Raw genomic sequence first — 25,491 nt, forward strand, 5'->3', positions numbered from 1 at the left:
CCCCAATCGCGCCCCACCCCAACCGCGCCCCGCCCGCGTGCGGCGGCGCCGGGCGCTATTTCGCCCGCGCGCCCCCCACCCAGACGCCGGCGATGGCGCGGTCATCGCCCATCATGATCGTGGGGAACAGCGCCTCCCACAGATCACCGGCCCGCGCCGCGCGCTGCGCGATCGCGGGCGTCGAGGCCAGATCGACGGCGATCAGATCGGCCTCCATCCCCGGGGCGAGGTTGCCGATGCGGTCGGCCAGCCCCAGCGCCCTTGCCGAGCCTTGCGTCGCCAGCCACCACAGCACCGCCGGGTGCAGTGGGTTGTGGCGCAATTGCCCGACCTCATAGGCCGCGGCCATCGTGCGCAGCATCGAAAACGACGACCCGCCCCCGGTATCGGTGGCCAACCCCACCTTCAGCCCCGCGCCCGTCAGCCCGGCCATGTCAAACAGCCCCGAGCCGATGAAAGTGTTCGATGTCGGGCAGTGGATCACGCTTGCGCCCACCGCGCGAAGGCGGTCGACCTCACGGCGTTCCAGGTGGATCGCGTGGCCATACAGACCGCCCGGCCCCAGCAACCCGTGGGCTTCATAGGTGTCGAGGTAATCGCGCGCCCGCGGATAGAGCGTCTTGACCCAGGCGATTTCATCCAGCTGTTCGCTCAGATGGGTCTGCATCAGGCAATCGGGATGCTCGGCCCAAAGCGCGCCCAGCGCGGCAAGCTGCTCTGGCGTCGAGGTGGGCGAAAAGCGCGGGGTGATGACATAGGACAGCCGGTCCCGCCCGTGCCAATTCTCCAGCAGGCGCTTCGAATCGTCATAGGCCGATCGCGCGGTGTCGCGCAGGCCCTCGGGCGCGGTGTCGCGATCCATGCAGGTCTTGCCGCCCAGCGCCCGCAGACCCCGCCGCCGGGCCTCTTCGAAATAGGCCTCGACGCTGGCCGGATGGATCGTGCAATAGCTGACGGCGGTGGTGGTGCCGTTCGCCAGCGTCAGGTCGAAATAGCGCCGCGCCACCTCGCGCGCATAGGCGGGGTCGGCAAAGCGCGCCTCTTCGGGGAAGGTATAGCTGTTCAGCCAGTCGATCAGCCGCTTGCCCCAGGAGGCGATGATCGCGGTCTGCGGATAATGGGCATGGGCATCGACAAACCCGGCCGACAGCAGCGCCCGCCCCATGTCCGTGACCTGTGCCTGCGGATGGGCCGCGCGCAGATCCTCCGCCCCGCCGACCGCCAGGATGCGCCCGTCCTCGACCAGCACCGCGCCATGGCCCAGATGGCGCGCGGCCCCCGGCCCCTCGGCAAGGGGATCGGCCGCGTAAGTCAACACCTGGCCCAGGATCAGCTCTGCCATCAACCCTCTCCGCTTTGCGCCGCGGCGCTTGTCCGTTGGCCAATCTAGGCGGCTTTCGCGATGGGGTAAATTTTCCCGTTGCCTCTGTTTCGAAGAAACACTTTCGGCTAGGGTCCGGTCAATCCGACGGGAAGATCCAGGCCGGGGGGGCGCGATGACCGACGACACGACGATCGAGACATCCCCCGCGGAAGACGCCCGCGAAGAAGAGCTCCATGGCGTCGGGCGCGAACGCCGTGATGCAATCCTCGACGCGGTCGAGGCCGGCGATACCGCCCGGCTGAACAGCCTGCTGGAACGGCTGCACGCCGCCGATATCGCCGACCTTCTGGAACAGCTTGGCGCCGGAGAACGCGCCGACCTGCTGGCCCTGTGGTCAGGAGAGATCGACGGCGACATCCTGTCGGAACTGGACGAGTCGATCCGCGAGGAGGTGATCGCCGCCCTGCCCCCCGAGGTGCTGGGCGAGGCGGTGCGCGAACTGGATTCCGACGATGTCGTCGACATCCTCGAGGACCTGGAGGAACCCCAGCAGGAGATCATCCTAGACGCGCTGGACGATGCCGACCGCGTCGCCGTCGAACAGGCGATGTCCTACCCGGAATATTCCGCCGGCCGCCTGATGCAGCGCGAGACGGTGGTGGCGCCGGAACACTGGACGGTGGGCGAGGCCATCGACTTTCTGCGCGCCGAAGATTGGCTGCCCGACCAGTTCTATCATGTGATCCTGGTCGATCCGCGAATGAAGCCGGTGGGCAACGTGACGCTGGGGCGGCTGCTGTCCTCGAAACGCTCGGTCAAGCTGCGCGACATCACGGAAGCGATGTTCCGCACCATCCGCGCCACCGAGGAAGAAGCCGAGGTCGCCTATCTTTTCAACCAGTATCACCTGATTTCGGCCCCCGTGGTGGACGAGAACGACCGCCTGGTCGGCGTGATTACCATCGACGACGCGATGAACGTGCTGGACGAGGAACACGAGGAGGACATCCTGCGCCTCGCCGGGGTCGGCGAAGGCAGCCTGTCCGACAGCTGGATCGAGACCGCCAAGCAGCGGTTCCCCTGGCTGTTCGTGAACCTCTTGACGGCGATCCTTGCCTCGGCGGTGATTTCGCTTTTCGAGGGCACGATCTCGAAGCTGGTGGCGCTGGCGGTGCTGATGCCGATCGTGGCCTCGCAGGGCGGCAACGCGGGCACCCAGGGGCTGACGGTGGCGGTCAGGGCGCTGGCGACGCGCAGCCTGACCTATTCCAACGTCGGCCGGGTGATCGGGCGCGAGGTGCTGCAAGGGGTGGCCAACGGCATATTCTTCGGGGTGATCATGGGGGTCATAAGCTATGCCTGGTTCGACCAGCCGGTGTTGGGGCTGGTGATCGGCCTGGCGATGGTGATCAACCTCTTCGCCGCGGCGCTGGCCGGGATCCTGATCCCGCTGGGGCTGGAAAAGCTGGGCTTCGACCCCGCGCTGTCCTCGGGCGCCTTCGTGACCACGGTGACCGATGTGGTCGGCTTCTTCTCGTTCCTCTGGCTCGCCTCGGTGATCCTGCTATGACCTCGGCGGACATCAAGGCCGCCGCCCGCAAGGCCGCCTTCGCGCGCCGCAAGGCCGCCTTCGCCCAGGGCCCCGGCGCCGCCCCCGCACGGCTGACACAGGTGCTGGCGCCCCACGCGGGACGGCCGCTTGCGGGCTATATGCCGATGCGCACCGAACTCGACCCGCTGCCCGCGATGGCCGCCCATGCGGGCCCGGTCGGCGTGCCGGTGATCCCCGGCCCCGCCCAGGCGCTGACGTTCCGCGCCTGGCACCCCGGCGCGGAGATGATCGCAGGCGAATTCGGCGCCCTGATCCCGGCTGCGGGGGACTGGATCACACCCGAGGTGCTGATCGTGCCGCTGCTGGCCTTCGACCGCCGCGGCTTTCGCCTGGGCTATGGCGGCGGCTTTTACGACCGCACGCTGGAAGCGCTGCGCGCCGCGCGCCCGACGCTGGCGATCGGCTATGCCTTTGCCGCGCAGGAAGTGGACCACGTGCCGATCGAGGCGACCGACCAGCCGCTTGACCTGATCGTGACCGACCGCGAGGTGATCGCGTTCTGAACGCCCGCTTGCGTATTTGAAGAACGATGAAAGGACGCGGCCTTCTTCTTCCTGGTTCGAATATCGCGGGAGTACCGGGGGGCGCGCGCGGCCCGCCTAGCGGCGGATCTCGAACCCTATGGCGCCGGGATCTTCGGCGATCTTGGTCTCTACCGTCTGGACCCGCGCAGCCTCGGGGCCCTGATGCAATGCCTCGAGCATCTGCGCCACCTGTGCCTCCGGCCCCGCGATCAGGGCGGTGACGGCGCCGTCGGGATCGTTGCGTACCCAGCCGTCCAAACCCAGGGTTTGCGCCGTCTCGGACGTCCAGCCGCGGAACCACACCCCCTGCACGCGGCCGGTGATGCGGGCCCGGATGGCGCGGCGGGTCATTGTGCCGCCACCGGCCGGGCGCCGACCAGCCCCACGATGTCGAACATGATCCGGTTCAGCTCGAAATCCTTGGGCGTATAGACGGCGGCGACGCCCAGCGCGCGCAGCCGGTCGGCGTCGGCCTCGGGAATGATGCCGCCGACGATCACCGGCACGTCCGCCAGGCCCGCGGTCGCCATCCGCTCGATCACCTCGGCGATCAGCGGCAGATGACTGCCCGAAAGAATCGAGAGACCTATCACATGCGGGGGATCGGCCTGCGCCGCCGCGACGATCTCGGCCGGGGTCAGGCGGATGCCCTCGTAGCTGATGTCCATACCGCAATCGCGCGCCCGGGCCGCGATCTGCTCGGCGCCGTTGGAATGGCCGTCGAGGCCCGGCTTGCCGACCAGGAACTTCAGCCGCCGCCCCAGCCGGGCCGAGGCCGCATCCACCGCCGCGCGGATCTCGTCAAGCCCCTCGGTCCGGTTCGAGGGCGCCCGGCTGACACCCGTGGGCCCGCGATACTGACCAAAGGCCGCGCGCACCGCATCGCCCCATTCGCCCGTGGTGGCGCCGGCCCTCGCCGCCACGATCGAAGACGGCATGATGTTCTCGCCCGACGCGGCGGCAGCACGGAGATCGGCCAGCGCGGCCTTCACCGCCGCGTCGTCACGCGATGCGCGCCAGGCGGCGAGCCGCGCGATCTGATCAGCCTCGGCTTCCGGGTCGACCACCAGGATCGCGCCGTCCCCGGCCGTCAGCGGACTTTCGGCCCCCTCGGCCCAGCGGTTCACGCCGACCACCACGGTCTGGCCCGCCTCGATCCGGGCAATGCGGTCGGCATTGGCCTCGACCAGCCGGCCTTTCATGTATTCGATCGCCGCGACCGCGCCGCCCATCGCGTCGATCTGCGCCAGCTCGGCCTGCGCGTCTTCCTTCAGCGCCGCGACCTTGCGCTCGACCGCCGGATTCTGGTCGAACAGATCGTCGTACTCCAGCAGGTCCGTCTCATAGGCCAGGATCTGCTGCATCCGAAGCGACCATTGCTGATCCCAGGGGCGCGGCAGGCCCAGCGCCTCGTTCCAGGCCGGCAATTGCACGGCGCGGGCACGGGCCTTCTTCGACAGCGTGACCGCCAGCATCTCAATCAGGATGCGGTAGACGTTGTTTTCCGGCTGCTGTTCGGTCAGGCCCAGGCTGTTGACCTGCACCCCGTAGCGAAAGCGGCGCATTCGCGCGTCCGTCACGCCATAGCGGTCGCGGCAGATCTCGTCCCACAGGTCGGTGAAGGCGCGCATCTTGCAAAGCTCGGTGACAAAGCGGATACCGGCATTCACGAAGAAGCTGATCCGCCCCACCATGCCGGGGAAATCCTGCGGATCGACCTTGCCCTTCAGGTCGTCCAGCACCGCGATCGCGGTGGCCAGCGCGAAGGCCAGTTCCTGTTCGGGCGTCGCGCCGGCCTCTTGCAGATGGTAGGAACAGACGTTCATCGGGTTCCATTTCGGCAGATGCTGGCGCGTGTAGGCGGCGACATCGGTGATCATCCGCAGGCTGGGCTTGGGCGGGCAGATATAAGTCCCGCGCGAGAGATATTCCTTGATGATGTCGTTCTGCACCGTGCCCTGAAGCTGCGCGACATCCGCCCCCTGCTCTTCGGCCACCGTGATGTAGAGCGCCAGCAACCACGGCGCCGTCGCGTTGATCGTCATAGAGGTATTCATCTGTTCAAGCGGGATCTGGTCGAAAAGCGCCCGCATGTCGCCCAGATGCGCGACCGGGACGCCGACCTTGCCGACCTCGCCCCGCGCCAGTTCGTGGTCGCTGTCATAGCCGGTCTGGGTGGGCAAATCGAAGGCCACGGAAAGGCCCGTCTGCCCCTTCGCGAGGTTGCCGCGATAGAGCGCGTTCGAGGCGGCCGCCGTCGAATGCCCGGCATAGGTGCGGAACAGCCAGGGCCTGTCTTTCTGGGGCTGGGCGTCGGTCATAGTGGCCTCCGGGAATCGCGGGTAGTAATTTTATTTCGCAACACTGTTAGTAATCGGCAGAAAATGTCCCGTCAATTCGCTGCGATGCGGCAATCCGGTGAGATGGCGGGGACGTTTCCGATCCTGCGGGGCTTGCGCAGGGCAAGCGCCTGTCCGGGGGTGGCGCCCCTGACCATCCACGTCGCCATTTATGGTGCAGCACCTCCCCTGGCCCCAGCGCGAACGAGAGCTGCGAAGCGCCAGCCTGCCGGGACGGGTGGGCGCTTGCCCCGCGCCTGCTGCGCGCACCGGGCTGAAGGAGAGCCTCGCGCGCCCCCGGCGAATTGACGCACAGGATTTACCCCGCCGCCGCTTCCTGTAAACCTGCGCCGATGGGGGGGACCGTCGAACTTCCGATCTGGTTGGTGGTGCTGGCGCTTGCGCTGGCGGCCATCGGCGCGCTGGACCGGGTGCTGGCGCCCTCGATGCGCTGGTTCCTGCGCAAGCGCATGGAACGCGCCGTCGCGCGGCTGAACACCCGCCTGCAACGCCCGATCGAGCCGTTCAAGCTGATGGCGCGGCAGGACCGGATCAACCGCCTGGTCTACGACCCCGTGGTGACCGAAGCCGTGGCCGACCACGCGCATGAGACCGGCGTGCCCGAACCCGTCGCCGCCGAAGAGGCCCGGCGCTATGCGCGCGAAATCGTGCCGGGCTTTTCGACCCTGATCTATTTCGGCGTCGCGGCGCGGGTGACGCGCTGGCTTAGCCGGGCGCTTTACCGGGTGCGGATCGGCCGGCTCGACACCGCCGCGATTGCCGCGATCGACCCCAAGGCCACGGTGATCTTCGTCATGAACCACCGTTCCAACATGGATTACATCCTGGTCACCTGGCTTTCGTCGGAACGCTCGACCCTTAGCTATGCGGTGGGCGAATGGGCGCGTGTCTGGCCCCTGAGCCTCTTGATACGCGCGATGGGCGCCTATTTCATCCGCCGCCGGTCGCGCAACACCCTCTACCGCAAGGTGCTGGCGCGCTATGTCCAGATGGCCACCGCCGAGGGCGTGACCCAGGCGATCTTTCCCGAAGGCGGCCTTAGCCTCGATGGCCGGGTGGGGCCGTCGCGGATGGGCCTGCTGCACTACATCGTCAGCGGTTTCAGCCCCGGCGGCGGGCGCGACGTGGTCTTCATGCCGGTGGCCTTCGGATATGACCGGGTGCTGGAGGATCGGATCCTCGTCAGCGCCGCCCAATCCGGCGAGCGACGGTTCCGCGCCCGCCCCCTCGCGGCGCTGCGCTTCCTGATCCGGCGGCTGGTGGGCGCGGTCTTCCGGCGCGACATGCGGCTGGGCTATGCCGCCGTCAGCTTCGGCGCGCCGCTGTCGCTGAGCCGCTTCCTGGCCGAGACCGGCAGCCCCACGACCGAGGCCCTGACCGAGCGCCTGATGCAAGAGGTCCGCCAGGTGGTGCCGATCCTGCCGGTGCCGCTTGCCGCCGCCGCGCTGGCCGCCGGCGCCACCACCCGCGACACGCTGGAGGACCGGGCCTGCGAGATCGCAGAGCGTCTGCGCAGCCATGGCGCGCCCCTGCGCCTGCCCGGCGCCGATCCGGCCGTGGGCGCACGCATGGGCCTGGATGCGCTGGCCCGGCGGGGGTTGGTGCGGGTTCGGGGCAACACCGTCACGCCACGCCGCCGCGCCGCGCCGTTGCTGGCGTTCTATGCCGCGCCGGTGCAACAGCATCTGGATGCAGCCGCAGCAAATGCGCGCCCCGGCACCGAACCTTCGCCCATCTCGGCCACGTCAGAGACATAAAATTACAAAATCATGCAGACTTCATATTGCAATATTGCGCACCGACCATTAATTCGGTCCAGAGCGGGCACCGAATTCTGCGCCGCAGCATAAGAAGGAGGTACCGATGGCCCTGGACGGCAAGCGCGACAAGACGCCCGAGATCGCCCCTTACGAGGCGCCCGAGAAGGATCTGTACGAGATCGGCGAAATGCCGCCGCTCGGCTATGTGCCGAAGCAGATGTACGCCTGGGCGATCCGGCGCGAGCGTCACGGCGAGCCCGAGGACAGTTTTCAGGTCGAGGTGGTGCCCACCTGGGAAATCGACAGCCACGAGGTGCTGGTCCTGGTGATGGCGGCGGGGGTCAACTACAATGGCATCTGGGCCGGCCTGGGCGTTCCGATCAGCCCGTTCGATGGCCACGGCGCGCCCTATCACATCGCCGGGTCCGACGCCTCGGGGATCGTCTGGGCGGTGGGCGACAAGGTCACCCGCTGGAAGGTCGGCGACGAGGTGGTGATCCACTGCAACCAGGACGACGGCGACGACGAGGAATGCAACGGCGGCGATCCGATGTTCTCGCCCTCGCAGCGGATCTGGGGATATGAGACGCCGGACGGCAGCTTCGCGCAATTCACCCGCGTGCAGGCGCAACAGCTGATGCCGCGCCCGCGCCACCTGACATGGGAGGAAAGCGCCTGCTACACGCTGACGCTGGCCACCGCCTACCGGATGCTGTTCGGCCATGAACCGCACGACCTGAAGCCCGGGCAGAACGTGCTGGTGTGGGGCGCGTCGGGGGGGCTGGGGTCCTTCGCGATCCAGCTGATCAACGCCGCCGGCGCGAATGCGATCGGGGTGATCTCGGACGAGGATAAGCGCGATTTCGTGCTGTCGCTGGGCGCCAAAGGGGTGATCAACCGCAAGGATTTCGCCTGCTGGGGGCAATTGCCGACGGTCAACACGCCCGAATACAACGCCTGGCTGAAGGAGGCGCGCAAGTTCGGCAAGGCGATCTGGGACATCACCGGCAAGGGGGTGAATGTCGACATGGTGTTCGAACACCCGGGCGAGGCGACCTTCCCGGTTTCGGCGCTGGTGTGCAAGAAGGGCGGCATGGTGGTGATCTGTGCCGGCACCACCGGCTTCAACTGCACCTTCGACGTGCGCTACATGTGGATGCACCAAAAGCGCCTGCAGGGCAGCCATTTCGCGCATCTCAAACAGGCCTCGGCCGCCAACAAGCTGATGATGGAACGCCGGATCGACCCGGCCATGTCCGAGGTCTTTCCCTGGGCCGAGATCCCGCGCGCCCATACCAAGATGCGCAAGAACGAACACAAGCCCGGCAACATGGCGGTGCTGGTGCAGGCGCCGCGGACGGGCCTGCGCACCTTCGAGGACACGCTGGAGGCCAGCAAGAGGGGATAAGCCCCCCCACGCGAGGCCCGCTACGCCTGCCCGTCCCGGCGGGGTGGCACTTTGCGGGGGCCGATCTCGGCGGCGACGCAGGCATCCGCCTGCGCCGTCTCGCCGTGCCGGACCGTTTCGGAAACCGGACATGGTGCGTTCCACCCATCGCGCCGTGCTTCGATCGCAGGCCAAGCCGCGCCTTCGGCGTGCAACCGCTTTCGCGCGCCGTGGAAATCGGTGTCTAGGCCTTCGTGCGGCTGGGCGGACCATCGGGCGCGGCCTGCTTCCCCGCCGGTCTTCCCGCTGATCGGCGGGGTCTCGGCCAGTCCGGTGGCGTCCTTCTTGCGACGCGCGCGGCGCGGCTTGAAGGACGGCAGAGAAATATTTTTATATCAAAGGATTGCGAACCATTCCTGAAGGTTCGCCTTCCCGCCCCGCCCGGCGTCTCAGCCGTCCTCCTGCGCCGCCAGTTCCAGCGGCGCGGCGGGCGCTTTCAGGTCCTCGACGGTCAACGCCGCCGCCGGGCGGCCCAGCCGGTTGCGCACCACCCAGAAAAGCCGATGCTCGGCCCGGGTGATCGCCACATAGGCAAGCCGCTTCCACAGCGCCACCCCCGCCTCGTTGCGGCCGGTACGCGAGGCGGCCCAGAGGTCGGGCGCGAAGACCTGCACATTCTCCCATTGGCTGCCCTGCGCCTTGTGGATCGTCACCGCCGCGCCGTGCAGGAAGGCCGCGCCCATGCGGGCGGCGAAGGGGATGAAGGGCTCTTCCTCGTCCGGCATCTCGATCTTGACGATCGAGGCTGCGGACACGCGCGGATCCTCGGCCCCGATCACGTGCAGGCGTGAAAAGCCGGGCTTCTTGCCGGGGCCCAGATAGATCACCTGCGCGCCCTTGATCAGCCCCCGCGCCTCCAGATCGATGCGCTTCTTGCGGTGCTTCAACGGCAGCTCGATCCCGTCGCAGATCAGCGGCTCTCCGGGTAGCAGGGCGTCGGCCGGCGCGCCGTAGGCCGCGCGGAAGGCGTGGATCAGCCGGATGCGGGTGGCGTTGCGCCACACCAGTACCGGCGAGCGCGCCATCAGCTCGGCCTCGACCCGCTCGGCCATCACCACGCGGTCGTCGCGGGCGGCGGCCTCTCGGATCATCTGCTCGAAATCGCTGAACTCCAGCGCCGGATCGGCCAGCGCATGGGCCAGATCGAGGATCGGGTTGTCCTCGGCCTGGCGGTGGATGCGGTGAAGCTCGAGCTTCCGCGCCGGGGTGAAGCGGTCGAAGACCATCTCGCCGGACTGGCCGACGGGGGCCAGCTGCGCCGGGTCGCCGAAAAGAACGAGGGTTGGGAAGATCTCCTTCAGATCCTCGAACTGCTTGTCATCGAGCATCGAGCTTTCATCGACGAAGCCGATATCCAGCGGGTCCTCGCGCCGCTTCCAGCCCCGGATGAAGTCAGAGCCGCGCAGGCCAGCCGACGCCAGGGCGCCGGGCACCGATTTGACGGCATCATAGAAGGCTTGGGCGCGGTCGAGCGCGGCCTCGGTCAGGCCCTCGATCTCGGGGCGGTCGCCGTTGCCGGCCAGCCATTCGGCGATCTTCTCGTATTCGGGGTCATAGACCGGGGTGTAGAGGATGCGGTGGATCGTGGTCGCGGGCACGCCTCGGTTGCGCAGCACGCTGGCCGCCTTGTTGGTCGGCGCCAGCACCGCCAGCGTGCGGCGTTCGCGCCGGCGGCGGCCCTCGTAATCGCCCGAGACGATCTCGACGCCGGCCTCGACCAGCCCGTCGACCAGACGCGCCAGAAGCATGGTCTTGCCCGATCCCGCCTTGCCCACCACCGCCAGCACGCTGGCCGCGCCCGAGACATCGGGGATCAGCGCGCCCGCGTCGACATCGACACCCGCGCCGCGCAGAAGGTCGGCGATACGGTCCCAGGCCTCGGCCTGGTCTTCGGAGAAGGTAAGGGAGGGCGCGTTCATGGCGCGAGACTAGGCGAGGTGGACGGCCGGCACCAGACGCCGCGGGCGTATTTGGGGAACAATGAAAGGGGGGGCGCAAAGGACCCGGAATGCAAAAAGGGCCGGAGGTCACCCCCCGGCCCCTTGGTTCGGTCATCGGCCCCGTCAGTTCCGGTTGCCCATGAATTGCAGCAGGAACATGAACAGGTTGATGAAGTCGAGGTAGAGCCGCAGCGCGCCCATGATCGCCGACTTGCCCAGCCATTCCTGATCGCCAGACTCGGCCATCTGGATGTATTGGGTCTTGATCGACTGGGTGTCGAACGCGGTCAGCCCCGCGAAGATCAGCACGCCCAGCACCGAGACCGCGAACATCAGCGCGCTCGACTGCAGGAAGATGTTGACCACCGAAGCCACCAGAATGCCGATCAGGCCCATCAGCAGGAAGGTGCCCAGGCCCGAAAGGTCGCGCTTCGTGGTGTAGCCGTAGAGGCTGAGCCCCGCGAAGGCGATCGAGGTGACCAGGAAGGTCTGCGCGATCGAGATGCCGGTGAAGGCGATGAAGATCCAGCTGATCGACAGGCCCATGGCGGCCGCGAAGGCGTAGAAGAACAACTGCGCGCCGGCATAGGAGAGCCGGTTGATCGCGGCGCCGAAGGCGAAGACCATGATCAGCGGCAGGAACATCGCGACCCAGCCCAGGATGGTCATCTGCCCGGTGGCCACGTTGCGGAACACGCTCATCAATGCGGGCGTGGTGCCGACGGCCCAGGCGACCGCCGCGGTCAGCAGCAGGCCGACGGACATCAGCCCGTAGACCTTGTTCATGTGGGCACGAAGGCCCTCGTCGATCCGCGCACCGGCGCGGGCGCCAGCCCCAACCGTGCGGATCGTCTCATAGTCAGCCATGGAAAGCCTCCATCTATGTCCCCGAAGCGGCCCTCCGGCGGAGGGCCTATTTCCTGAGATCAATATCGGGAAGCCGCGCGCCGTTTTCAAGCTTTTCAGTCGGACAAAGCGTTTCCAAACCGCACCTTCACCCGGTTCGCCCGGGTTTGTGACCCCCAGCGCGCCCCGGACGGGCGCTTCCGGCGCGGCGGGCCTAGCGCCGCCAATAGGCCGGAACGTCCCAGACCGGGCGAGCGGCCTCGGCCTGGGCCTGGGTCCGGGTTAGGCCTATATCTGCCAGCGCGCGGTCGTCGAGCCGGGCCAGAATGTTCCGTTCGCGACGCAGCGCAAGGGCCCGCCTGGCAAGGCCAGCCAGCCGGGCCAGAGGGTGGGTCGCATGTGCGCTGCGGACTGCAACGCCCGAAGTGTGAACCGAGGTCGTCATCGCCGTCATCCTTCGCAAATCGTGGGGGTTCTGTCAGTTATCATTCCCTCTGTTGATCAATATGGAGGGATCGCTTAAATATTTAAAATGAATGATTTTGAGATTATACATCACAAAGGATGATATGTTGCGCAATCTCGATCTGACCGCCCTGCGGTCCTTCGCCGCGGTGGCCGATTCCGGCGGCGTGACCCGGGCGGCCGGGTTTCTGAACCTCACGCAATCGGCGGTCTCGATGCAGATCAAGCGGCTGGAGGAATCGCTTGGCGTGCAGTTGCTGAACCGCGCCGGGCGGGGCGTCGCGCTGACTGCGGCGGGCGAGCAGATGCTGGGCTATGCGCGCCGGCTGCTGCAGACCAACGACGAGGCGGTGGCGCGGCTGACCGGCGACGCCTTTGAGGGCGAGGTGACGATCGGGGTGCCCTCGGACATCGTCTATCCGGCGATCCCGAAAGTGCTGAAACGCTTCCATGCCGAATACCCGCGCATCCGGGTGACGCTGATCTCTTCCTATACCCGGCGACTCAAGGCCTTGTTCGCGCGGGGCGATTGCGATCTGATCCTGACCACCGAGAACAGCATCGGACCCGAGGGCGAGACGCTGATCGAACTGCCGCTGATCTGGATCGGGGCGCCGGGCGGACAGGCCTGGCGCCAGCGCCCCCTGCCCCTGGCCTTCGAATACAGCAGCATCTTTCGCAGCGGCGTGCAGGAAGCATTGGACCGGGCCGGGATCGACTGGATCATGGCGGTGGAATCGGATTCCACCCGGTCGATCGAGGCCTCGGTCAGCGCCGATCTGGCGGTCGATGTGCTTGTGGAGGGGGCCGAGCCGAAATATCTGGAACGCATCCAGCATGGCGGCGCGCTGCCCGATCTGGCGCGCACACAGATCAACCTGTACACGCCGGCCGCCGCCGGATCCGGCGTGACCGCCCTGGCCGCCGATCTCATTCGCCAGACCTATCGCGCGCTGAAGGCGTGATCAGGGCGTGATCACGACCTTGCCGGTGGATTTGCGGCTGCGCAGCAATTCCATGCCCTCGGCGGCGCGCTCCAGCGGCAGGCGGTGGCTGATGTGGGGGTGCAGGCGCCCCTGCGCATGCCAGCGGTACAGCTGGGCCAGGCTGTCGGTCACCACCTGCGGGCGGAAGGCCATGTAGCCGCCCCAGTAGAAGCCGATCGCGGTGAGGTTCTTGACCAGAAGCAGGTTCGAAGGGATCTGCGGCACCTCGCCGCTGGCGAAGCCGATGGTGATCAGGCGGCCCTCGGGGCGGGTGGCGCGCAGGGCGGCCATGAACTGATCGCCGCCCACCGGGTCATAAACCACGTCGCAGCCGCCCAGATCCTTCACCGCCTGGCGGATGTCCTGCGCGTCACTGTCGATCAGATGATCGGCCCCGGCGGCCTTCGCGACCTGCAGCTTCGCCGCACCCCGCGCACAGGCGATCACCCGCGCGCCCATCAGCTTGCCGATCTCGACCGCGGTCAGGCCTACGCCGCCGGCGGCGCCCAGCACCAAGAGCGTCTCGCCCGACGCCAGCCGCGCGCGATGCGACAGCGCCACATGGCTGGTGCCATAGGCCACCGGAAAGGCCGCCGCCTCTTCGAAGGACATCGTATCGGCCAGCGGAAGGCAACGATCGGCCGGCACCACCGCATAATCGGCGAGCCCGCCGCGGCCGCCGAATGCGCCCACCCGCGTGCCGGGAGCCGGCCCGGCGACACCCTCTCCCAAGGCATCGACGATGCCCGAAATCTCCATCCCCAGGGTGAAGGGAAGCGGCGGGCGTTCCTGGTATTCGCCGGTGACCATCAGCAGATCGGCAAAATTCAACCCGCAGGCCGCCACCTTCAGCCGCAGCTCTCCCGGCCCCGGCTGTGGCAAATCGACTTCGTTCATCTCGGGGGTCTTGCCATATTCGGTGACCTGAAAGGCGCGCATCTCTTCCTCCGTGCTGGTGCGAAAACCTAGCCGCCGCCGGACGCCTTGACCAGAGGCTGGCGCCGCTCTGGCCGCCATGGGAGGCCGCCTCTTGGTTGCATTTCGCAGCGAACTCCCGCCAAAGTTGCGAATTGAGTTGCAAAATGCGAACTTTTTATGAGATTGTGGATAATTGTTTCAGTACCGGAGGCCGCGGCGATCTCCTTTCTGGCGATTTCAGTGGGAATCTGCGCCCCTCTAACGGATATTTAGTATAGTAACGGCCAAATTTGTCGTATGCGGCCTTTTGCGCGGAAGTTGGAACGAGAATTGCTTTTATACTTGTATTAGGACGACAATTCGATTCATTCGACACTCCGGAGGAAGACCATGAAACACCCCGTTGACGCGCATGTCGGCAAACGTATCCGGCACCGCCGCTGGATGGTGGGCATGACCCAGCAGCAGTTGGCCGATCAGGTCGGGATCAAGTTCCAGCAGATCCAGAAATACGAAACCGGCATGAACCGCGTCAGCGCTTCGCGTCTGTGGGATATCGCGGCCTCGCTGAGCGTGCCGATCAGCTTCTTCTTCGAGGGACTCGACGATCAGCGCGAAAGCCAAGGCAAGGTCGAGGGCGACATTCTTGCCGACAAGGAGGCGCTGGAACTGGTGCGCTCCTACTATGCCATTCCCGAACAGCAGCGCCGGCGCCTGTTCGATCTGGCCCGGGTGCTGAGCGACGACGTCGCCTGAAAGGCCGAACCGCTTGACCCCGAGCACATGCCCCGGTAACGCCGCGGCAGGGTCAGACGGGGAGACCGGGCATGCCAAGACTGACGGATGGGCAACGCGACGCGGCGCTGGCGCTGGCACACCACTTGGCCGACGCGGCGCGCGAGGAAACGCTGGCCCATTTCCGCAGCCCCGGTCTGGGTGCCGACAGCAAGCTGAACGAGGGCTTCGATCCGGTCACGATCGCCGACCGGGCGGCCGAGGAACGGATGCGCGCGATCCTGGCAGCCCAGCGCCCGCAAGATGCGGTGCTGGGCGAGGAAACCGGCGCCAGCGAGGGCACCTCGGGGCTGACCTGGGTGCTGGACCCGATCGACGGCACGCGGGGCTATCTTTCGGGCACCCCGACATGGGGGGTGCTGATCGCGCTGTCGGATCGCGATGGGCCGTTCCTGGGGATCATCGACCAGCCCTATATCGGGGAACGCTTCGTCGGCGCGCCGGGGCTGGCGCGGATGACCGGCCCGCGCGGGGCAGTCACGCTGAAGACCCGCCCCGCCCGGCCGATGGCCGAGGCGATCGTCTTCACCACTTTCCCCGAAGTCGGCACGCCCGAGGACGGCGCCGCCTTCCGGCGCGTTTCGCGCGCCGCCCGGCTGACGCGCTACGGGATGGACTGCTATGCCTATGCCCTGCTGGCCGCCGGGCAGATCGACCTGGTGATCGAGGCAGGCCTGCAGCCCTACGACATTCAGGCGCCGATCGCGGTGATCGAGGCCGCCGGCGGCATTGTCACCGACTGGCAGGGCGGCCCGGCCCATATGGGCGGCCGGGCGCTTGCCGCCGCCAACCCCGCCATCCATGCCGAGGCGCTGGCCCTGCTGAACGCCTAGCCTGCGGCCGATCGAACCGGCTTGCCGCATCCATTTCGCCGGCCTCTCTTGCCCCCTGCCCCCCTCACCTGATACGAAACGCCCCGCGACCGCGTTCTTTGCCTCTTTCCGGCGGTGCGTTTCACACAGGACGAAGGGGGTAGATGCCTGTGTGAGGATCCCATGACAGAAACCCTGCTGCGCGCCGCGCGCTGCGTCGTGACCATGAACGACGCCGGCGAAGAGCTTGCCGATTGCGATATCCTGCTGCGCGGCGGCACCATCGCCGCGGTGGGCCAGGGCCTGACCACCAAGGGCGAGGTGATCGACGCGCGCCGCTGCCTGGTCACGCCCGGGCTGATCAACACCCACCATCACCTGTATCAGTCGATGACCCGCGCGGTGCCGGGCGCGCAGGACGCGCCGCTTTTCGGTTGGCTTCGCAGGCTGTATCCGATCTGGGCACGGATGGGACCGGAAGAGATGCATGTCGCGGCCCTTGCGGGGCTTGCGGAACTGGCGCTTTCGGGCTGCACGCTGAGCGCCGATCACCAGTACATCTTTCCCAACGGCGCCCGGTTGGACGACAGCATTGCCGCCGCGCAGCGGATCGGCCTGCGCCTGCACGCCACCCGCGGCGCCATGTCGATCGGGGAAAGCGCCGGTGGCCTGCCCCCCGACTCTATGGTCGAGACCGAGACCGCGATCCTGGAGGATTCGATCCGCGTCATCGACACCTTCCACGACCCCGCCCCCGGCGCCATGGTGCAGGTGGCGCTGGCCCCCTGCTCGCCGTTCTCGGTCAGCCGAGAACTGATGCGCGACACCGCGCTTCTGGCCCGCGACAAGGGGGTGATGCTGCATACCCACCTGGCCGAGAACGACGAGGACATTGCCTATTCGCAGGCCATGTTCGGCTGCCGCCCCGGCCAGTATGCCGAGGATCTGGGCTGGACCGGACCCGATGTCTGGCACGCCCATTGCGTAAAGCTGGACGCGGACGAGATCGCGCTGTTCGGGCGCAGCGGCACGGGCGTGGCGCATTGCCCCTGCTCCAACTGCCGGCTGGGATCGGGGATCGCCCCGGTGCGCGGGATGCGCGACGCGGGCGTCAAGCTGGGGATCGGCGTGGACGGATCGGCCTCGAACGACGCAGGCAACCTGATCGCCGAGGCGCGCCAGGCGATGCTCTTGCAACGCGTCAGCCTGGGCGCCGACGCGATGAGCCCGCGCGAGGCGCTGCGCATGGTCACCCGCGGTGGCGCCGAAGTGCTGGGCCGGGCCGATCTGGGCCGGATCGCGCCGGGCCTGCGCGCGGATCTGGCGCTTTGGGACATCTGCGGGGTGGAAAGCGCGGGGTCCTGGGATCCGGCGGCGCTGCTTCTGGCCGGACCGACCCGGGTGCAGCACCTGTTCGTCGAGGGACGTCAGGTGGTGCGCGACGGCGCGCTCACCACCATCGACCTGGCCCACCTGCTGGAACGCCACAACGCCCTGGCCCGCGCGCTGGCGGCGGGCTGAAGCCCGCCGGCCGCGTCACTCGGCGGTCTCGTAGACCTCGGCGCCCTCGATCGCGTTGCGAATCGCACGGACGAAATCGGCCGGCGCGGCGGTCAGCAGGCCAACCTTCGCCTCGGCAAAGAAGCGCTCCACCTCGGCCTCCAACTCGTCGACCATGACACCGCGCAGCGCGGCCTCCAGATCCAGGATCGTCGACGGCGGGGTGACGAAGAAATCCCCGGTCACCACGATCTCGCGGATACGGTTCTGCAGCGGCCCCTCCAGCCGGACATGCGCCGCGATCCGCCCGCCCTGCCCGGTGAACCCGCCCGAACGCACATCCGAAGGATGCGCCGGATCGTCGATCGAATAGACGAACTCGTCCTGGCCGATCTCCTCGTCGAAAAGGCGCCGCGCGGTCGCTTCCTCGGCCTCGCTGATCTCGCCCCATTGCGGGTCGATCCCCAGGCCTTCGCGAAAGCCCTCCATCACCGCCTGCTTGATCTCGTCCACCGGCGGCGGCGCGCCGTCGAAAAGTTCGGTCAGCGTCACCACGCGCTGCGCGCCGCTGGTCTGGCCGCGCTTGGCCAGCTTCGCCGCGGGGATATTCAGCAGCGAGGCCATCTTCGCCCCGTTCATGTCGACCAGCACCGTGCCCTGATAGAAGATCGTGTCGCCGTCGAAAAAGCCACCGGTGCCGCCGATCTTGCGTCCCTCGACCTCCAGATCATTGCGCGGGCGATACTTCACCGCGACGCCCAGCTTCGACAGCCCCGCCGCGCAGGCCTCGCACAGCGCGCGCGCCACATCGCCCAGGTTGGTCAACCCCAGCGTCTGCTTGGAAAAGATCAGCTCCCAGCCGAACTGGCCCTCGTCAAGGTAAAGCGCCCCGCCCCCGGTGATCCGCCGCCCGATGCCGACACCGGCCTCGCGGCAGGCGTCAAGGTTCAACTCCTGGCTGATCGCCTGATGCCGCCCCACCAGGACCGAGGGCGGAAAGGTCAGGAACCGCAGCGTGTCGGGGATCTCCCCCGCCTTGTGGCACTCGATCAGCGCCTGATCAAAGGCCATCTGCTCGCGGCAGGGCCGCACCTTGGTATCAATCACCCGAAACGGCTTCGTCATCTCAATTCCTCCCGAAAATCCCATCCCCCTTCATCTTGGCGAAAATACTCCGGGGGGAGCCGAAGGCGGGGGGCAGCGCCCCCCCCCCGCCACGCTTTCAGATATCGAATTCCTCGCCGTCCTCGTAGGTCTCGCCCGGGCGCAGCTTGCCCAGCTGGCTGCGCACCTTGCGAATGTCCACCTCCTTCAACGGGAAGGGATACGAGGCGATGTTCGAGGGCGGGCTGTCGCCATAGGGCCGGTCGCAGGCCGAAATATCATCGGCGAACTTGCCCGGGCAGCCCGAGGTGCGGAAGGCGATGCCGGCGTCGATGATCGCCGACAGCTCCGATTCCGGCATGCCGAAATCGACGATCCGCCCGGCCTCGTCGAACTTCATCTGGGCCACGTTCACGCCGCAGTAATCCACCAGATAGCGCGCCAGCTGCACCCGGCGCCACTGGTCGCGCGGCGTGGCCGGCAGGTGATCCATCAGCGACCCCTTCTCGGGGAAGAAGCAGAACATGTGGCTGTGGCCACCCATGTCGACGAGCTGCTGGATCAGCTGCATGATCTCGTATTCGGTTTCCCCCATGCCGACGATGATATGCGCGCCGAACTTCTGCGGGCCGAAGATGTCGCGCGCGTCCTCGAGGATCTCCCAGTACTTCTTCCAGGTATGGGGCGATTGCACGCCCTTGCCGCGGGTGCGGTCGAACAGTTCCGGCGTCGCGGCGTCGAGCGCCACGGTGAAGATGTCGGATCCCATCTCGTGCAGGCGCTGGACGTCGTCGCGGGTCATGGTCTGCGGGTTCGACAGGATCGAGATCGGAATGCGATCGGGGTCGATCCGGTCGGTCCATTTCTTCAGCACCGTGAAGGTGTCCTTGTCCGAATTCGGATGGGTGATCATAGAGATGCACATCCGATGGAACGGCGTGTTCGGATCATTGGCGATGCGCTCGACGATCTCGTCCATGCTGACCGCCGGCCAGTCGACGCGGATGAAGTTGCGGTCGGCATAGTTGCGCTCGGCCTCGCGGTGGCGGGCCAGGCCGCAATAGGCGCAGTTGGCGCGGCAGCCCTCGGGATAGGTCAGCAGCAGGTTCAGGCAGCGCGTGCAGGAACAGCCATGCATCTGGCCCTCGACCAGCCCCAGGGTGATCGCCGCGGCGGTCGACATCTGGACGTATTCGGGCGATCGCATATGCGGCGTCATGATCCGGTAGTCGGGACGGTAAAGGCCGTGCGGCGCGATGTTGGCATCCTTCACCGGCTTGCCGTTGCGGAACGGCGCCGGGGTCGCGCCGGGGCGGCGCGGCTCCATCACGTCATAGGCGTTGAAATCGACGCCCCCCGGTCCAGCCGCCCCCGGCATTGCGTTTTCGGGCTTCAAGCAGGTCATGCTGTTTCCTCCGCCTTCCGTGTTTCCTTGTGGGCTGTGGCGCCCGTCCTGTCTCGTGTCCAGTATTGGGGATAGGCGATCCAGCTGTCGCGCAACGCGTCCGGCGCCGGCATCGCCATCCCCCGATAATTCTCTATCAGCGCGCGGCGCCGCCGCACCGCCAGCGCGACCGAGGGGCCGAACGTGTCGCTTACCTCCTCGGCGTAATCCTCCAGCGCGCCGGCGTCCCCCGCCAGAAGCGCCGCCGCGGCCTCTCCCGCCAGGCGGCCCGAGATCACCGCGGCATTGATGCCCGCGCCGGTGATCGGATTGGTCAGCCCCGCCGCGTCGCCCGCCAGCAGCACTGGCACCGGGCCGATGCGGGTGGCAAGCCCGACAATGCCGCCCACCGGGATCAGCCCGCCGGTGGTATGATGCACCTCGCGCCCCAGCCGGCCTTCCGTCACCAGTTGCGCATGCAACGCCACCAGCAGCGATTTCAGATCCGCCTTGCGCTCGGGCACCACGCCCAGCCCCAGATTGGCGACGCGGCCCTTGGGAAACAGCCAGGCATAGCCGCCCACGATCTCGGGGCGCAGGAAGATGTCGGTCGCCGCATGGGGCTGCAGCAGGTCGACGGTGATCTGCCGGGTTTCGACCAGCTCGACATTCGGCCGCCCCGCCGCGCGCCCCACGGGCGAGCGCGGCCCGTCGGCGCCGATGATCAGCGTGGCGCGGATCTCCTGCCCGCCGGCGGTGACCACGCCGTCGCGGGTGATCTCCTGCACCGGCGCACCAAAGCGGCAGTCCGCCCCCGCCGCCTGGGCCTTGGCGATCAGCGCCTGGTCGAACGCGGCGCGGTCGATCATGTAGCCGCGGAAATCGGGGGTCAGGTCGGCGGGGTCGGCGCCGACGTAGGTTTCCATCTCGGCGATGTCCTGGACGCGGCTGGCGCGCACGTCGGGCACATCGGCGCCGATCATCTGGGGTACGAATTCGGCGCATTGCACCGGCAGGCCCGGCGTGGCGTTGCGCTCGACCGCCAGCACGCGGTGACCGGCGCGCGCCGCGGCCTCGGCCGCCGCCGCGCCCGCGGGCCCCAGCCCGCAGACGAGGATATCGACGCGCGCGCTCATGACGCCGCGCAGGACGGGATCTTGACCGAGCCCCCGCCGATGTCGGCGCCGATCTTGATCGAGCAGCAGGCGTGTTCCTGATGCCAGTCGCGCCCGATCGCCCGGGTCACACCCAGCGCGCCGTCGGCCGGGAAGGCGATGCCGTCAAGCCCGGCCATCACCGCATAGGCATCGACCACCCGCTTGTGCATCCCCGCGGGGCGGGCACAGCCCAGAAGCACCTGCTTGTCGGGCAGCCGCGTGCGGGCCTCCAGGAAGATCCGCCCGACATCGCCGGTCGAGGGCGTCTTGAAGGTGCCGGGCTTGGCATAGAACGGCATGATCACCACCAGCACCAGCGCGTTCACCGGATAGCGCGACACGATATCGAGCGCATTCGCCTCGCCCAGGATCTCGCCGTAATGCAGGCCCACCACGATATGGGGGCTGACCTCCATGCTGGTCGCGGTCAGCGCCGCCAGCGTGGCCTCGAAATCCGCCACCGGCCGGTCGAGGTGATAGACCTGTTCGATCGTCTCCTGCGCGCCGATCACGTCCATCATCGCGGTGTCCACGCCGGCCGATTCCATCCGGCGCGCGCCGGCCTCGTCGGTCAGCGCGGTGTGGATCGCGACTTTCAGGTGCGGGAAATCGCGCTTCAGCCCCTCGATCACCGGGTAGAAACGTTCATAGCGGATCTCGTTGCGCCGGTTCGAGCCCCCCGACAGCAAGAAGCCCTGCAGATCCTGCAACAGGATCAGGTCGCGGACCTTCCGGTCCAGCATCTCGGGCTTCGTGGCGGGGATCATCGGCTCCAGGATCTTCGCCTGGCAATGATCGCAATCCAGAGCGCATCCACCTGCCGTGATCGAAAACGCCGGGAAGGAATTCTTGCCGCAGCCCTTCACCTCGGCCGAATCGTATTCCTTGAATGTGGGCGTCGAGAACCGGATCCGACGATCCAGCATCTGCGGCGCCGCGCGCTCCATCTCGGCCACAAGGATGGGGTCGAATTCGGCGTCCTCGAGTTCTTCGATCTCGCTGATCCGGCTCAGCCAGTCAGACATGCGTTCCTCCCTTCGCGGCGCTCAGGCCACTTCTTCCTCCGGCGCCAGCACCGCCTCGGCAATTTCGCGGAAACGTTCCCGTATCATGCCATCATTGCGCGGATCGGCAAGCGTGGTGGTCCAGCCCGGCTGCATGTCGTCCTCGTCATCGACAAGATCGCAGTCGAGCGCTTCAAGCAAGTCCCGGCTTTCGGCCGGCAGGTCGGCGGGGATCGCGTAGCCGGCAAGCCGCCCCCAAAGACCGGTCCAGCACCGCGCCACGGTCCAGGGGTTGTAGCCGCCCCCGCCCAGCACCGCCGTATGCGGCGCGACGCGGGTCAGCGCCACAACCGCATCCCAAAGCGCGGTGTTCGACAATTCCAGCGAGGACAGCGGATCGCCTGCCAGCGGATCGGCGCCACAGGTGACCACCACCGCCTGCGGCGCGAAGCCGCGCGCCAGCGGCAGCACCGCATGTTCCATCAGATAGTCGAATTCGCTGTCGTTCATCCGGCCCGGCACCGGCAGGTTGCGGGCCCGACCGCCGGCGCGGTCGCCCAGCGTGCCGGTCCAGGGCCAGCGGTTTTCCTCATGCATCGAGATCGTCATCACGCGCGGATCGTCGGCAAAGGCCACCTCGACCCCGTCGCCGTGATGGGCATCGAGATCGACATAAAGCACGCGTTCCAGCCCTTCTTCCAGAAAGGTCAGCATCGCGAAGACCGGATCGTTGAAGAAGCAGAATCCCGAGGCATGGTCGCGCATCCCGTGATGCGTGCCGCCCGACGGGTGATAGGCCACGCCCGATTCCAGCGCCAGCTTCGCGCATTGGATCGAGCCGCCGACCGACATGCTGGCGCGCTCGTAAAGGCCTTCGAACACAGGGTTTTCCAGCGTGCCGATCTTGTATCGCTCGCGCACCTCTTCGGGCACCCGGCGCTCTCGTTCGCAGGTGACGATTGCGTCTATATAGTCGGGGGCGTGGAATTTCAGCAGGTCCTCGCGGCTGGCGCGGTAGCTGTCCTCATAGCCGCCGGGCAGCCAGCCGAGCTGTTCCGCAAGCGTCAGCACCGATCCGATGCGCTGGATCGCAAGGGGATGATTCCCCCTGTAGCCGGTCGCCCGGTAGATCTCGGAACTGATGAAACGGGCGGGCATCGTGGCCTTTCTGTCGTCTCCGGGCCATGCTGGGCCAGTCCTGAGTCTCATATATTCCAATTTTTAGATGCAATGGCAAACGTTTTGCCTGCCGGACGGGAAATCATCGCGCGAAGGCAGCCGTGCCGGCGCGCTGGAAGGAGCCGCACAAGACGCGGGCACCGGCGGGGCCGCCAGGCCCGCCGCGCCCGTCCTTGCCGGCGTCGCGCCTGGCCCGCCCCTGCCCGACACCGCAAATCGTTAAATTTATTCATTCATGCGAATGTATATTTGACTTTGGCGACGCGACCGGGAAGTCTGCGCGGATCGATTCAGACCGCGGCACGGCACCGGGCGCCGGGCCAGGGACAGAAGGACACGGAATGAAGACCATCTGCGTGATCCAGCATACCGAGGCCGAATATCTCGGCCTGATGGAGGATCATTTCGAGGGGCGGAACATCCGTTTTCACTACAAGCGGCCGTTCACCTCGGGCGGTATGCTGCCGACCTCGGTGGACGGGTTCGACGGGATGATGCTGCTGGGTGGCGGACCCTATGGGGTGGTCTCCGGGCATATCCTGCCCTCGCTCGGGCATGAACTGCGCCTGACCCGCGCCTTCCTGGAGGCCGGGCTGCCGGTTGTGGGGCTTGAACTGGGCGCGGTGCTGCTTTCAACCGCGGCGGGCGGCGGCGCGCAGGAAGCACCACTGCGGTTCGAGGTGCCCACCGCCACCGCCACGCGCCCCGACGCGCTGGGCGGCCACATGCCGGCAAGCTTTCCCATGGGCTGCTATCTGCGCGACGCCCCGGCCCTGCCCGAGGGCGCCGACATCCTGGCCACCGGCCCCGACGGCGCGCCGCTGGTCTTCGCCATCGGCGAATCACTTGGATTTCTCGGCCACCCGGGGATGAAACGTGGTATGATGGAAGATCTGATCATGGAATTCACCGATACACCCCAAGATTGCGTCTCGCCGCTGCAAGACCTGACCAACGCACAAAAGGAAATCGGAGAATCGCTGACCGAGCTGATGGTCGGACTCGTAAAACATGCGCGATGGATGTGAATTTGATGCGACGGTAGCATTGCTTATTCAAATCTTTGCATCTATCCTGCGACAAATGACCTGGGGGGAGAGAATGGCCGCAAAGGCTGGCCCCCCGCGAACATCTGGGAGGAACCCTTGGCTGACAAACTGATCATCGTGATGGTCAATACCGACCCGCGCAACGGCGAAGAGCTTGGCGCGCCGTTCTTTCAGGCCACCGTCGCCGCAGCGATGGATTACGAGGTGGACGTTGTCTGCACCGCCACCGCCGGCCAGCTGATGAAGAAGGGCGTGGCCGAAAAGCTGGTGGTCAAGGAAGGATCACCCAAGACCGTCTATGATTTCATCAAGGACGCTCACGAGGCTGGCGCGAAGTTCTACTGCTGCTCGCCCAACCTCGATCTCTTCGACATGACCGAAGACGACCTGATCCCTGAATGCGAAGGCATCGTGGGCGGCGCGAAGGTCATCGAAGACATCATGGAAAACGACGACGCCAAAGTCCTGACCTACTGACGCGTCGCTCCATACGTTGACAATCGCCGAAGGGAGGCCACGGTGACGGTTCACGCGAAACTTCCTGATCCACAGATCAGCGACCCGGTGTCGGAAAAGCCGATCGTGCCCTATGAGAAGCTCGAAGAGATCTTCGACGACATCAGGGGGCACTCCGTCTATGACCACGAGATCCACGGTTGCCTGAACTGCGGGATCTGCACCGCGACCTGCCCGTCCGCGCATTACTACGACTATTCCCCGCGCGAGATCGTCCAGCTTCTGTGGACGGAGAACCTCGAGGGCATCTACGACGCGATGCAGGAAAAGATCTGGGCCTGCGCCCAGTGCTACACCTGCGCGGCACGCTGCCCGTTCGAGAATTCGCCCGGCGGCCTGGTCATGATCATGCGCGAAGTGGCGATCAAGCACGGCATGGAAACCGCGAAGGAAGTGCTGCGGCCGTTCAGCCGCGTGCTTCTGAAGCTGGTGTCGACCGGCAACCAGCTGGCGCCGAACATGATCACCAAGGAGGCGTTCCCCGACTGGGGCCCGAACGTCGCCAAGGTGGACGCGCCGCTGATGATCCTGCGCAAGGCGATCCCGATGCCGACCATGCACACGCTGGACACGGCATGGGAGGTCAACCTCAAGACCTCGGTCGAGCTTTACACCATCTGGGAGGCCACGGGCGTCCTCGATCAGCTTGAAACCGTTGACGAAAATCTCTTCGACGTGGTCTCCGACGTGATGGAGGAAAAGCGCGAAGAGTGGGAAGACTGGCTCGAAGAGCAGGACGACGACGACGAGGACGACGACGATTAAGCGCCGCGCCGTGCGGGGCGGCCAGCCCCCGGCGCCGATCAAGG

Annotated in this window: 23 protein-coding genes; 11 read left to right on the forward strand and 12 right to left on the reverse strand. The window is 66.9% G+C overall.

The window, feature by feature from the left end:
- Positions 1 to 55: 55 nt before the first annotated feature.
- On the reverse strand, positions 56 to 1,342 hold the full coding sequence (gene guaD / locus BLV97_RS02335; RefSeq protein WP_035840907.1) for a guanine deaminase: 1,287 nt from the start codon (positions 1,340 to 1,342) through the stop codon (positions 56 to 58).
- Positions 1,343 to 1,496: 154 nt separating this feature from the next.
- Between guaD and mgtE the strand changes: the two genes are divergently transcribed.
- Positions 1,497 to 2,894 carry a magnesium transporter gene (gene mgtE, locus BLV97_RS02340; RefSeq protein WP_035840909.1) on the forward strand — a complete coding sequence of 466 codons (1,398 nt, stop codon included), beginning with the start codon at positions 1,497 to 1,499 and terminating at the stop codon, positions 2,892 to 2,894.
- Positions 2,891 to 3,439 carry a 5-formyltetrahydrofolate cyclo-ligase gene (locus tag BLV97_RS02345; protein WP_035840911.1) on the forward strand — a complete coding sequence of 183 codons (549 nt, stop codon included), beginning with the start codon at positions 2,891 to 2,893 and terminating at the stop codon, positions 3,437 to 3,439. The genes mgtE and BLV97_RS02345 overlap by 4 nt, the downstream gene beginning before the upstream one ends.
- 96 nt (positions 3,440 to 3,535) lie before the next feature.
- Here BLV97_RS02345 and BLV97_RS02350 read toward each other — a convergent pair whose 3' ends face one another.
- Both BLV97_RS02350 and BLV97_RS02355 read right to left on the reverse strand, forming a co-directional pair.
- On the reverse strand, positions 3,536 to 3,811 hold the full coding sequence (locus BLV97_RS02350; protein WP_035840914.1) for an acylphosphatase: 276 nt from the start codon (positions 3,809 to 3,811) through the stop codon (positions 3,536 to 3,538).
- Positions 3,808 to 5,781 carry a methylmalonyl-CoA mutase family protein gene (locus BLV97_RS02355; RefSeq protein WP_035840917.1) on the reverse strand — a complete coding sequence of 658 codons (1,974 nt, stop codon included), beginning with the start codon at positions 5,779 to 5,781 and terminating at the stop codon, positions 3,808 to 3,810. Before BLV97_RS02355 ends, BLV97_RS02350 begins: the two co-directional genes overlap by 4 nt.
- A gap of 371 nt (positions 5,782 to 6,152) precedes the next feature.
- Here BLV97_RS02355 and BLV97_RS02360 point away from each other — a divergent pair, with 371 nt between their 5' ends.
- Both BLV97_RS02360 and ccrA read left to right on the forward strand, forming a co-directional pair.
- Positions 6,153 to 7,577: a 1-acyl-sn-glycerol-3-phosphate acyltransferase gene (locus BLV97_RS02360; RefSeq protein WP_051645968.1), complete on the forward strand. Its 1,425-nt coding sequence runs from the start codon at positions 6,153 to 6,155 to the stop codon at positions 7,575 to 7,577.
- A gap of 106 nt (positions 7,578 to 7,683) precedes the next feature.
- Positions 7,684 to 8,988 (forward strand): crotonyl-CoA carboxylase/reductase, encoded by a 1,305-nt coding sequence (ccrA, locus tag BLV97_RS02365; RefSeq protein ID WP_035840920.1) that lies wholly within the window; start codon positions 7,684 to 7,686, stop codon positions 8,986 to 8,988.
- Between the two features lie 428 nt (positions 8,989 to 9,416).
- On the opposite strand, the gene BLV97_RS02370 is transcribed toward ccrA, so the two are convergent.
- The 3 genes from BLV97_RS02370 to BLV97_RS02380 form a co-directional block, all read right to left on the reverse strand.
- Entirely contained in the window at positions 9,417 to 10,946 is a 1,530-nt protein-coding gene (locus BLV97_RS02370; protein ID WP_092163932.1) for an ATP-dependent DNA helicase, read from the reverse strand.
- 144 nt (positions 10,947 to 11,090) lie between these two features.
- Positions 11,091 to 11,834, reverse strand: coding sequence for a Bax inhibitor-1/YccA family protein (locus BLV97_RS02375; RefSeq protein WP_035841135.1), 744 nt, complete (start codon positions 11,832 to 11,834; stop codon positions 11,091 to 11,093).
- A 193-nt stretch (positions 11,835 to 12,027) separates the two neighbouring features.
- Entirely contained in the window at positions 12,028 to 12,258 is a 231-nt protein-coding gene (locus BLV97_RS02380) for a DUF1127 domain-containing protein (protein WP_035841137.1), read from the reverse strand.
- 124 nt (positions 12,259 to 12,382) lie between these two features.
- Between BLV97_RS02380 and BLV97_RS02385 the strand changes: the two genes are divergently transcribed.
- Positions 12,383 to 13,243 (forward strand): LysR family transcriptional regulator, encoded by an 861-nt coding sequence (locus tag BLV97_RS02385; RefSeq protein WP_035841140.1) that lies wholly within the window; start codon positions 12,383 to 12,385, stop codon positions 13,241 to 13,243.
- Here BLV97_RS02385 and BLV97_RS02390 read toward each other — a convergent pair whose 3' ends face one another.
- Positions 13,244 to 14,203, reverse strand: a complete 960-nt coding sequence (locus BLV97_RS02390; RefSeq protein ID WP_035841141.1) for an NADPH:quinone oxidoreductase family protein — start codon at positions 14,201 to 14,203, stop codon at positions 13,244 to 13,246. It lies immediately after the preceding gene.
- Between the two features lie 369 nt (positions 14,204 to 14,572).
- On the opposite strand from BLV97_RS02390, the gene BLV97_RS02395 reads away from it, so the two are divergent.
- The 3 genes from BLV97_RS02395 to BLV97_RS02405 all read left to right on the forward strand — a co-directional run bounded on the left by BLV97_RS02395 (position 14,573) and on the right by BLV97_RS02405 (position 17,310).
- Positions 14,573 to 14,938 carry a helix-turn-helix domain-containing protein gene (locus BLV97_RS02395; protein WP_035841143.1) on the forward strand — a complete coding sequence of 122 codons (366 nt, stop codon included), beginning with the start codon at positions 14,573 to 14,575 and terminating at the stop codon, positions 14,936 to 14,938.
- 71 nt (positions 14,939 to 15,009) lie between these two features.
- Complete coding sequence (hisN, locus tag BLV97_RS02400) at positions 15,010 to 15,810, forward strand: histidinol-phosphatase (protein ID WP_051645978.1); 801 nt, start codon at positions 15,010 to 15,012, stop codon at positions 15,808 to 15,810.
- A 162-nt stretch (positions 15,811 to 15,972) separates the two neighbouring features.
- Positions 15,973 to 17,310, forward strand: coding sequence for an 8-oxoguanine deaminase (locus BLV97_RS02405; protein WP_035841146.1), 1,338 nt, complete (start codon positions 15,973 to 15,975; stop codon positions 17,308 to 17,310).
- Between the two features lie 15 nt (positions 17,311 to 17,325).
- On the opposite strand, the gene BLV97_RS02410 is transcribed toward BLV97_RS02405, so the two are convergent.
- The 5 genes from BLV97_RS02410 to BLV97_RS02430 form a co-directional block, all read right to left on the reverse strand.
- On the reverse strand, positions 17,326 to 18,414 hold the full coding sequence (locus BLV97_RS02410; protein ID WP_035841148.1) for a lipoate--protein ligase family protein: 1,089 nt from the start codon (positions 18,412 to 18,414) through the stop codon (positions 17,326 to 17,328).
- A gap of 97 nt (positions 18,415 to 18,511) precedes the next feature.
- Complete coding sequence (locus BLV97_RS02415) at positions 18,512 to 19,798, reverse strand: radical SAM protein (protein WP_051645979.1); 1,287 nt, start codon at positions 19,796 to 19,798, stop codon at positions 18,512 to 18,514.
- Positions 19,795 to 20,913: an NAD(P)/FAD-dependent oxidoreductase gene (locus BLV97_RS02420; protein WP_081824996.1), complete on the reverse strand. Its 1,119-nt coding sequence runs from the start codon at positions 20,911 to 20,913 to the stop codon at positions 19,795 to 19,797. Before BLV97_RS02420 ends, BLV97_RS02415 begins: the two co-directional genes overlap by 4 nt.
- Positions 20,910 to 21,959 (reverse strand): radical SAM protein, encoded by a 1,050-nt coding sequence (locus BLV97_RS02425; RefSeq protein WP_035841151.1) that lies wholly within the window; start codon positions 21,957 to 21,959, stop codon positions 20,910 to 20,912. Before BLV97_RS02425 ends, BLV97_RS02420 begins: the two co-directional genes overlap by 4 nt.
- 21 nt (positions 21,960 to 21,980) lie before the next feature.
- Complete coding sequence (locus BLV97_RS02430) at positions 21,981 to 23,096, reverse strand: acetoin utilization protein AcuC (RefSeq protein WP_035841153.1); 1,116 nt, start codon at positions 23,094 to 23,096, stop codon at positions 21,981 to 21,983.
- A 362-nt stretch (positions 23,097 to 23,458) separates the two neighbouring features.
- On the opposite strand from BLV97_RS02430, the gene BLV97_RS02435 reads away from it, so the two are divergent.
- The 3 genes from BLV97_RS02435 to BLV97_RS02445 all read left to right on the forward strand — a co-directional run bounded on the left by BLV97_RS02435 (position 23,459) and on the right by BLV97_RS02445 (position 25,447).
- On the forward strand, positions 23,459 to 24,145 hold the full coding sequence (locus BLV97_RS02435; RefSeq protein WP_035841155.1) for a type 1 glutamine amidotransferase family protein: 687 nt from the start codon (positions 23,459 to 23,461) through the stop codon (positions 24,143 to 24,145).
- Positions 24,146 to 24,262: 117 nt separating this feature from the next.
- Positions 24,263 to 24,643 (forward strand): DsrE family protein, encoded by a 381-nt coding sequence (locus tag BLV97_RS02440; protein ID WP_035841159.1) that lies wholly within the window; start codon positions 24,263 to 24,265, stop codon positions 24,641 to 24,643.
- A 42-nt stretch (positions 24,644 to 24,685) separates the two neighbouring features.
- A complete protein-coding gene (locus BLV97_RS02445; protein ID WP_210184755.1) occupies positions 24,686 to 25,447 on the forward strand; it encodes a 4Fe-4S dicluster domain-containing protein in 762 nt (253 codons plus the stop codon).
- Positions 25,448 to 25,491 lie beyond the last annotated feature (44 nt).

This window comes from Allgaiera indica (genome assembly GCF_900106675.1).
GTDB lineage: Bacteria > Pseudomonadota > Alphaproteobacteria > Rhodobacterales > Rhodobacteraceae > Acidimangrovimonas > Acidimangrovimonas indica.

Excerpts from the sequence above, each read along its gene's own strand:
- BLV97_RS02435 (WP_035841155.1), top strand. The coding sequence starts at position 23,459 with ATGAAGACCATCTGCGTGATCCAGCATACCGAGGCCGAATATCTCGGC.
- BLV97_RS02350 (WP_035840914.1), bottom strand. The coding sequence starts at position 3,811 with ATGACCCGCCGCGCCATCCGGGCCCGCATCACCGGCCGCGTGCAGGGG.
- BLV97_RS02415 (WP_051645979.1), bottom strand. The coding sequence starts at position 19,798 with ATGACCTGCTTGAAGCCCGAAAACGCAATGCCGGGGGCGGCTGGACCG.
- BLV97_RS02360 (WP_051645968.1), top strand. The coding sequence starts at position 6,153 with ATGGGGGGGACCGTCGAACTTCCGATCTGGTTGGTGGTGCTGGCGCTT.
- BLV97_RS02355 (WP_035840917.1), bottom strand. The coding sequence starts at position 5,781 with ATGACCGACGCCCAGCCCCAGAAAGACAGGCCCTGGCTGTTCCGCACC.
- guaD (WP_035840907.1), bottom strand. The coding sequence starts at position 1,342 with ATGGCAGAGCTGATCCTGGGCCAGGTGTTGACTTACGCGGCCGATCCC.
- BLV97_RS02370 (WP_092163932.1), bottom strand. The coding sequence starts at position 10,946 with ATGAACGCGCCCTCCCTTACCTTCTCCGAAGACCAGGCCGAGGCCTGG.
- BLV97_RS02375 (WP_035841135.1), bottom strand. The coding sequence starts at position 11,834 with ATGGCTGACTATGAGACGATCCGCACGGTTGGGGCTGGCGCCCGCGCC.
- BLV97_RS02390 (WP_035841141.1), bottom strand. The coding sequence starts at position 14,203 with ATGCGCGCCTTTCAGGTCACCGAATATGGCAAGACCCCCGAGATGAAC.
- BLV97_RS02405 (WP_035841146.1), top strand. The coding sequence starts at position 15,973 with ATGACAGAAACCCTGCTGCGCGCCGCGCGCTGCGTCGTGACCATGAAC.
- hisN (WP_051645978.1), top strand. The coding sequence starts at position 15,010 with ATGCCAAGACTGACGGATGGGCAACGCGACGCGGCGCTGGCGCTGGCA.
- mgtE (WP_035840909.1), top strand. The coding sequence starts at position 1,497 with ATGACCGACGACACGACGATCGAGACATCCCCCGCGGAAGACGCCCGC.
- BLV97_RS02385 (WP_035841140.1), top strand. The coding sequence starts at position 12,383 with ATGTTGCGCAATCTCGATCTGACCGCCCTGCGGTCCTTCGCCGCGGTG.
- BLV97_RS02425 (WP_035841151.1), bottom strand. The coding sequence starts at position 21,959 with ATGTCTGACTGGCTGAGCCGGATCAGCGAGATCGAAGAACTCGAGGAC.
- BLV97_RS02430 (WP_035841153.1), bottom strand. The coding sequence starts at position 23,096 with ATGCCCGCCCGTTTCATCAGTTCCGAGATCTACCGGGCGACCGGCTAC.
- BLV97_RS02380 (WP_035841137.1), bottom strand. The coding sequence starts at position 12,258 with ATGACGACCTCGGTTCACACTTCGGGCGTTGCAGTCCGCAGCGCACAT.
- ccrA (WP_035840920.1), top strand. The coding sequence starts at position 7,684 with ATGGCCCTGGACGGCAAGCGCGACAAGACGCCCGAGATCGCCCCTTAC.
- BLV97_RS02410 (WP_035841148.1), bottom strand. The coding sequence starts at position 18,414 with ATGACGAAGCCGTTTCGGGTGATTGATACCAAGGTGCGGCCCTGCCGC.
- BLV97_RS02395 (WP_035841143.1), top strand. The coding sequence starts at position 14,573 with ATGAAACACCCCGTTGACGCGCATGTCGGCAAACGTATCCGGCACCGC.
- BLV97_RS02345 (WP_035840911.1), top strand. The coding sequence starts at position 2,891 with ATGACCTCGGCGGACATCAAGGCCGCCGCCCGCAAGGCCGCCTTCGCG.
- BLV97_RS02420 (WP_081824996.1), bottom strand. The coding sequence starts at position 20,913 with ATGAGCGCGCGCGTCGATATCCTCGTCTGCGGGCTGGGGCCCGCGGGC.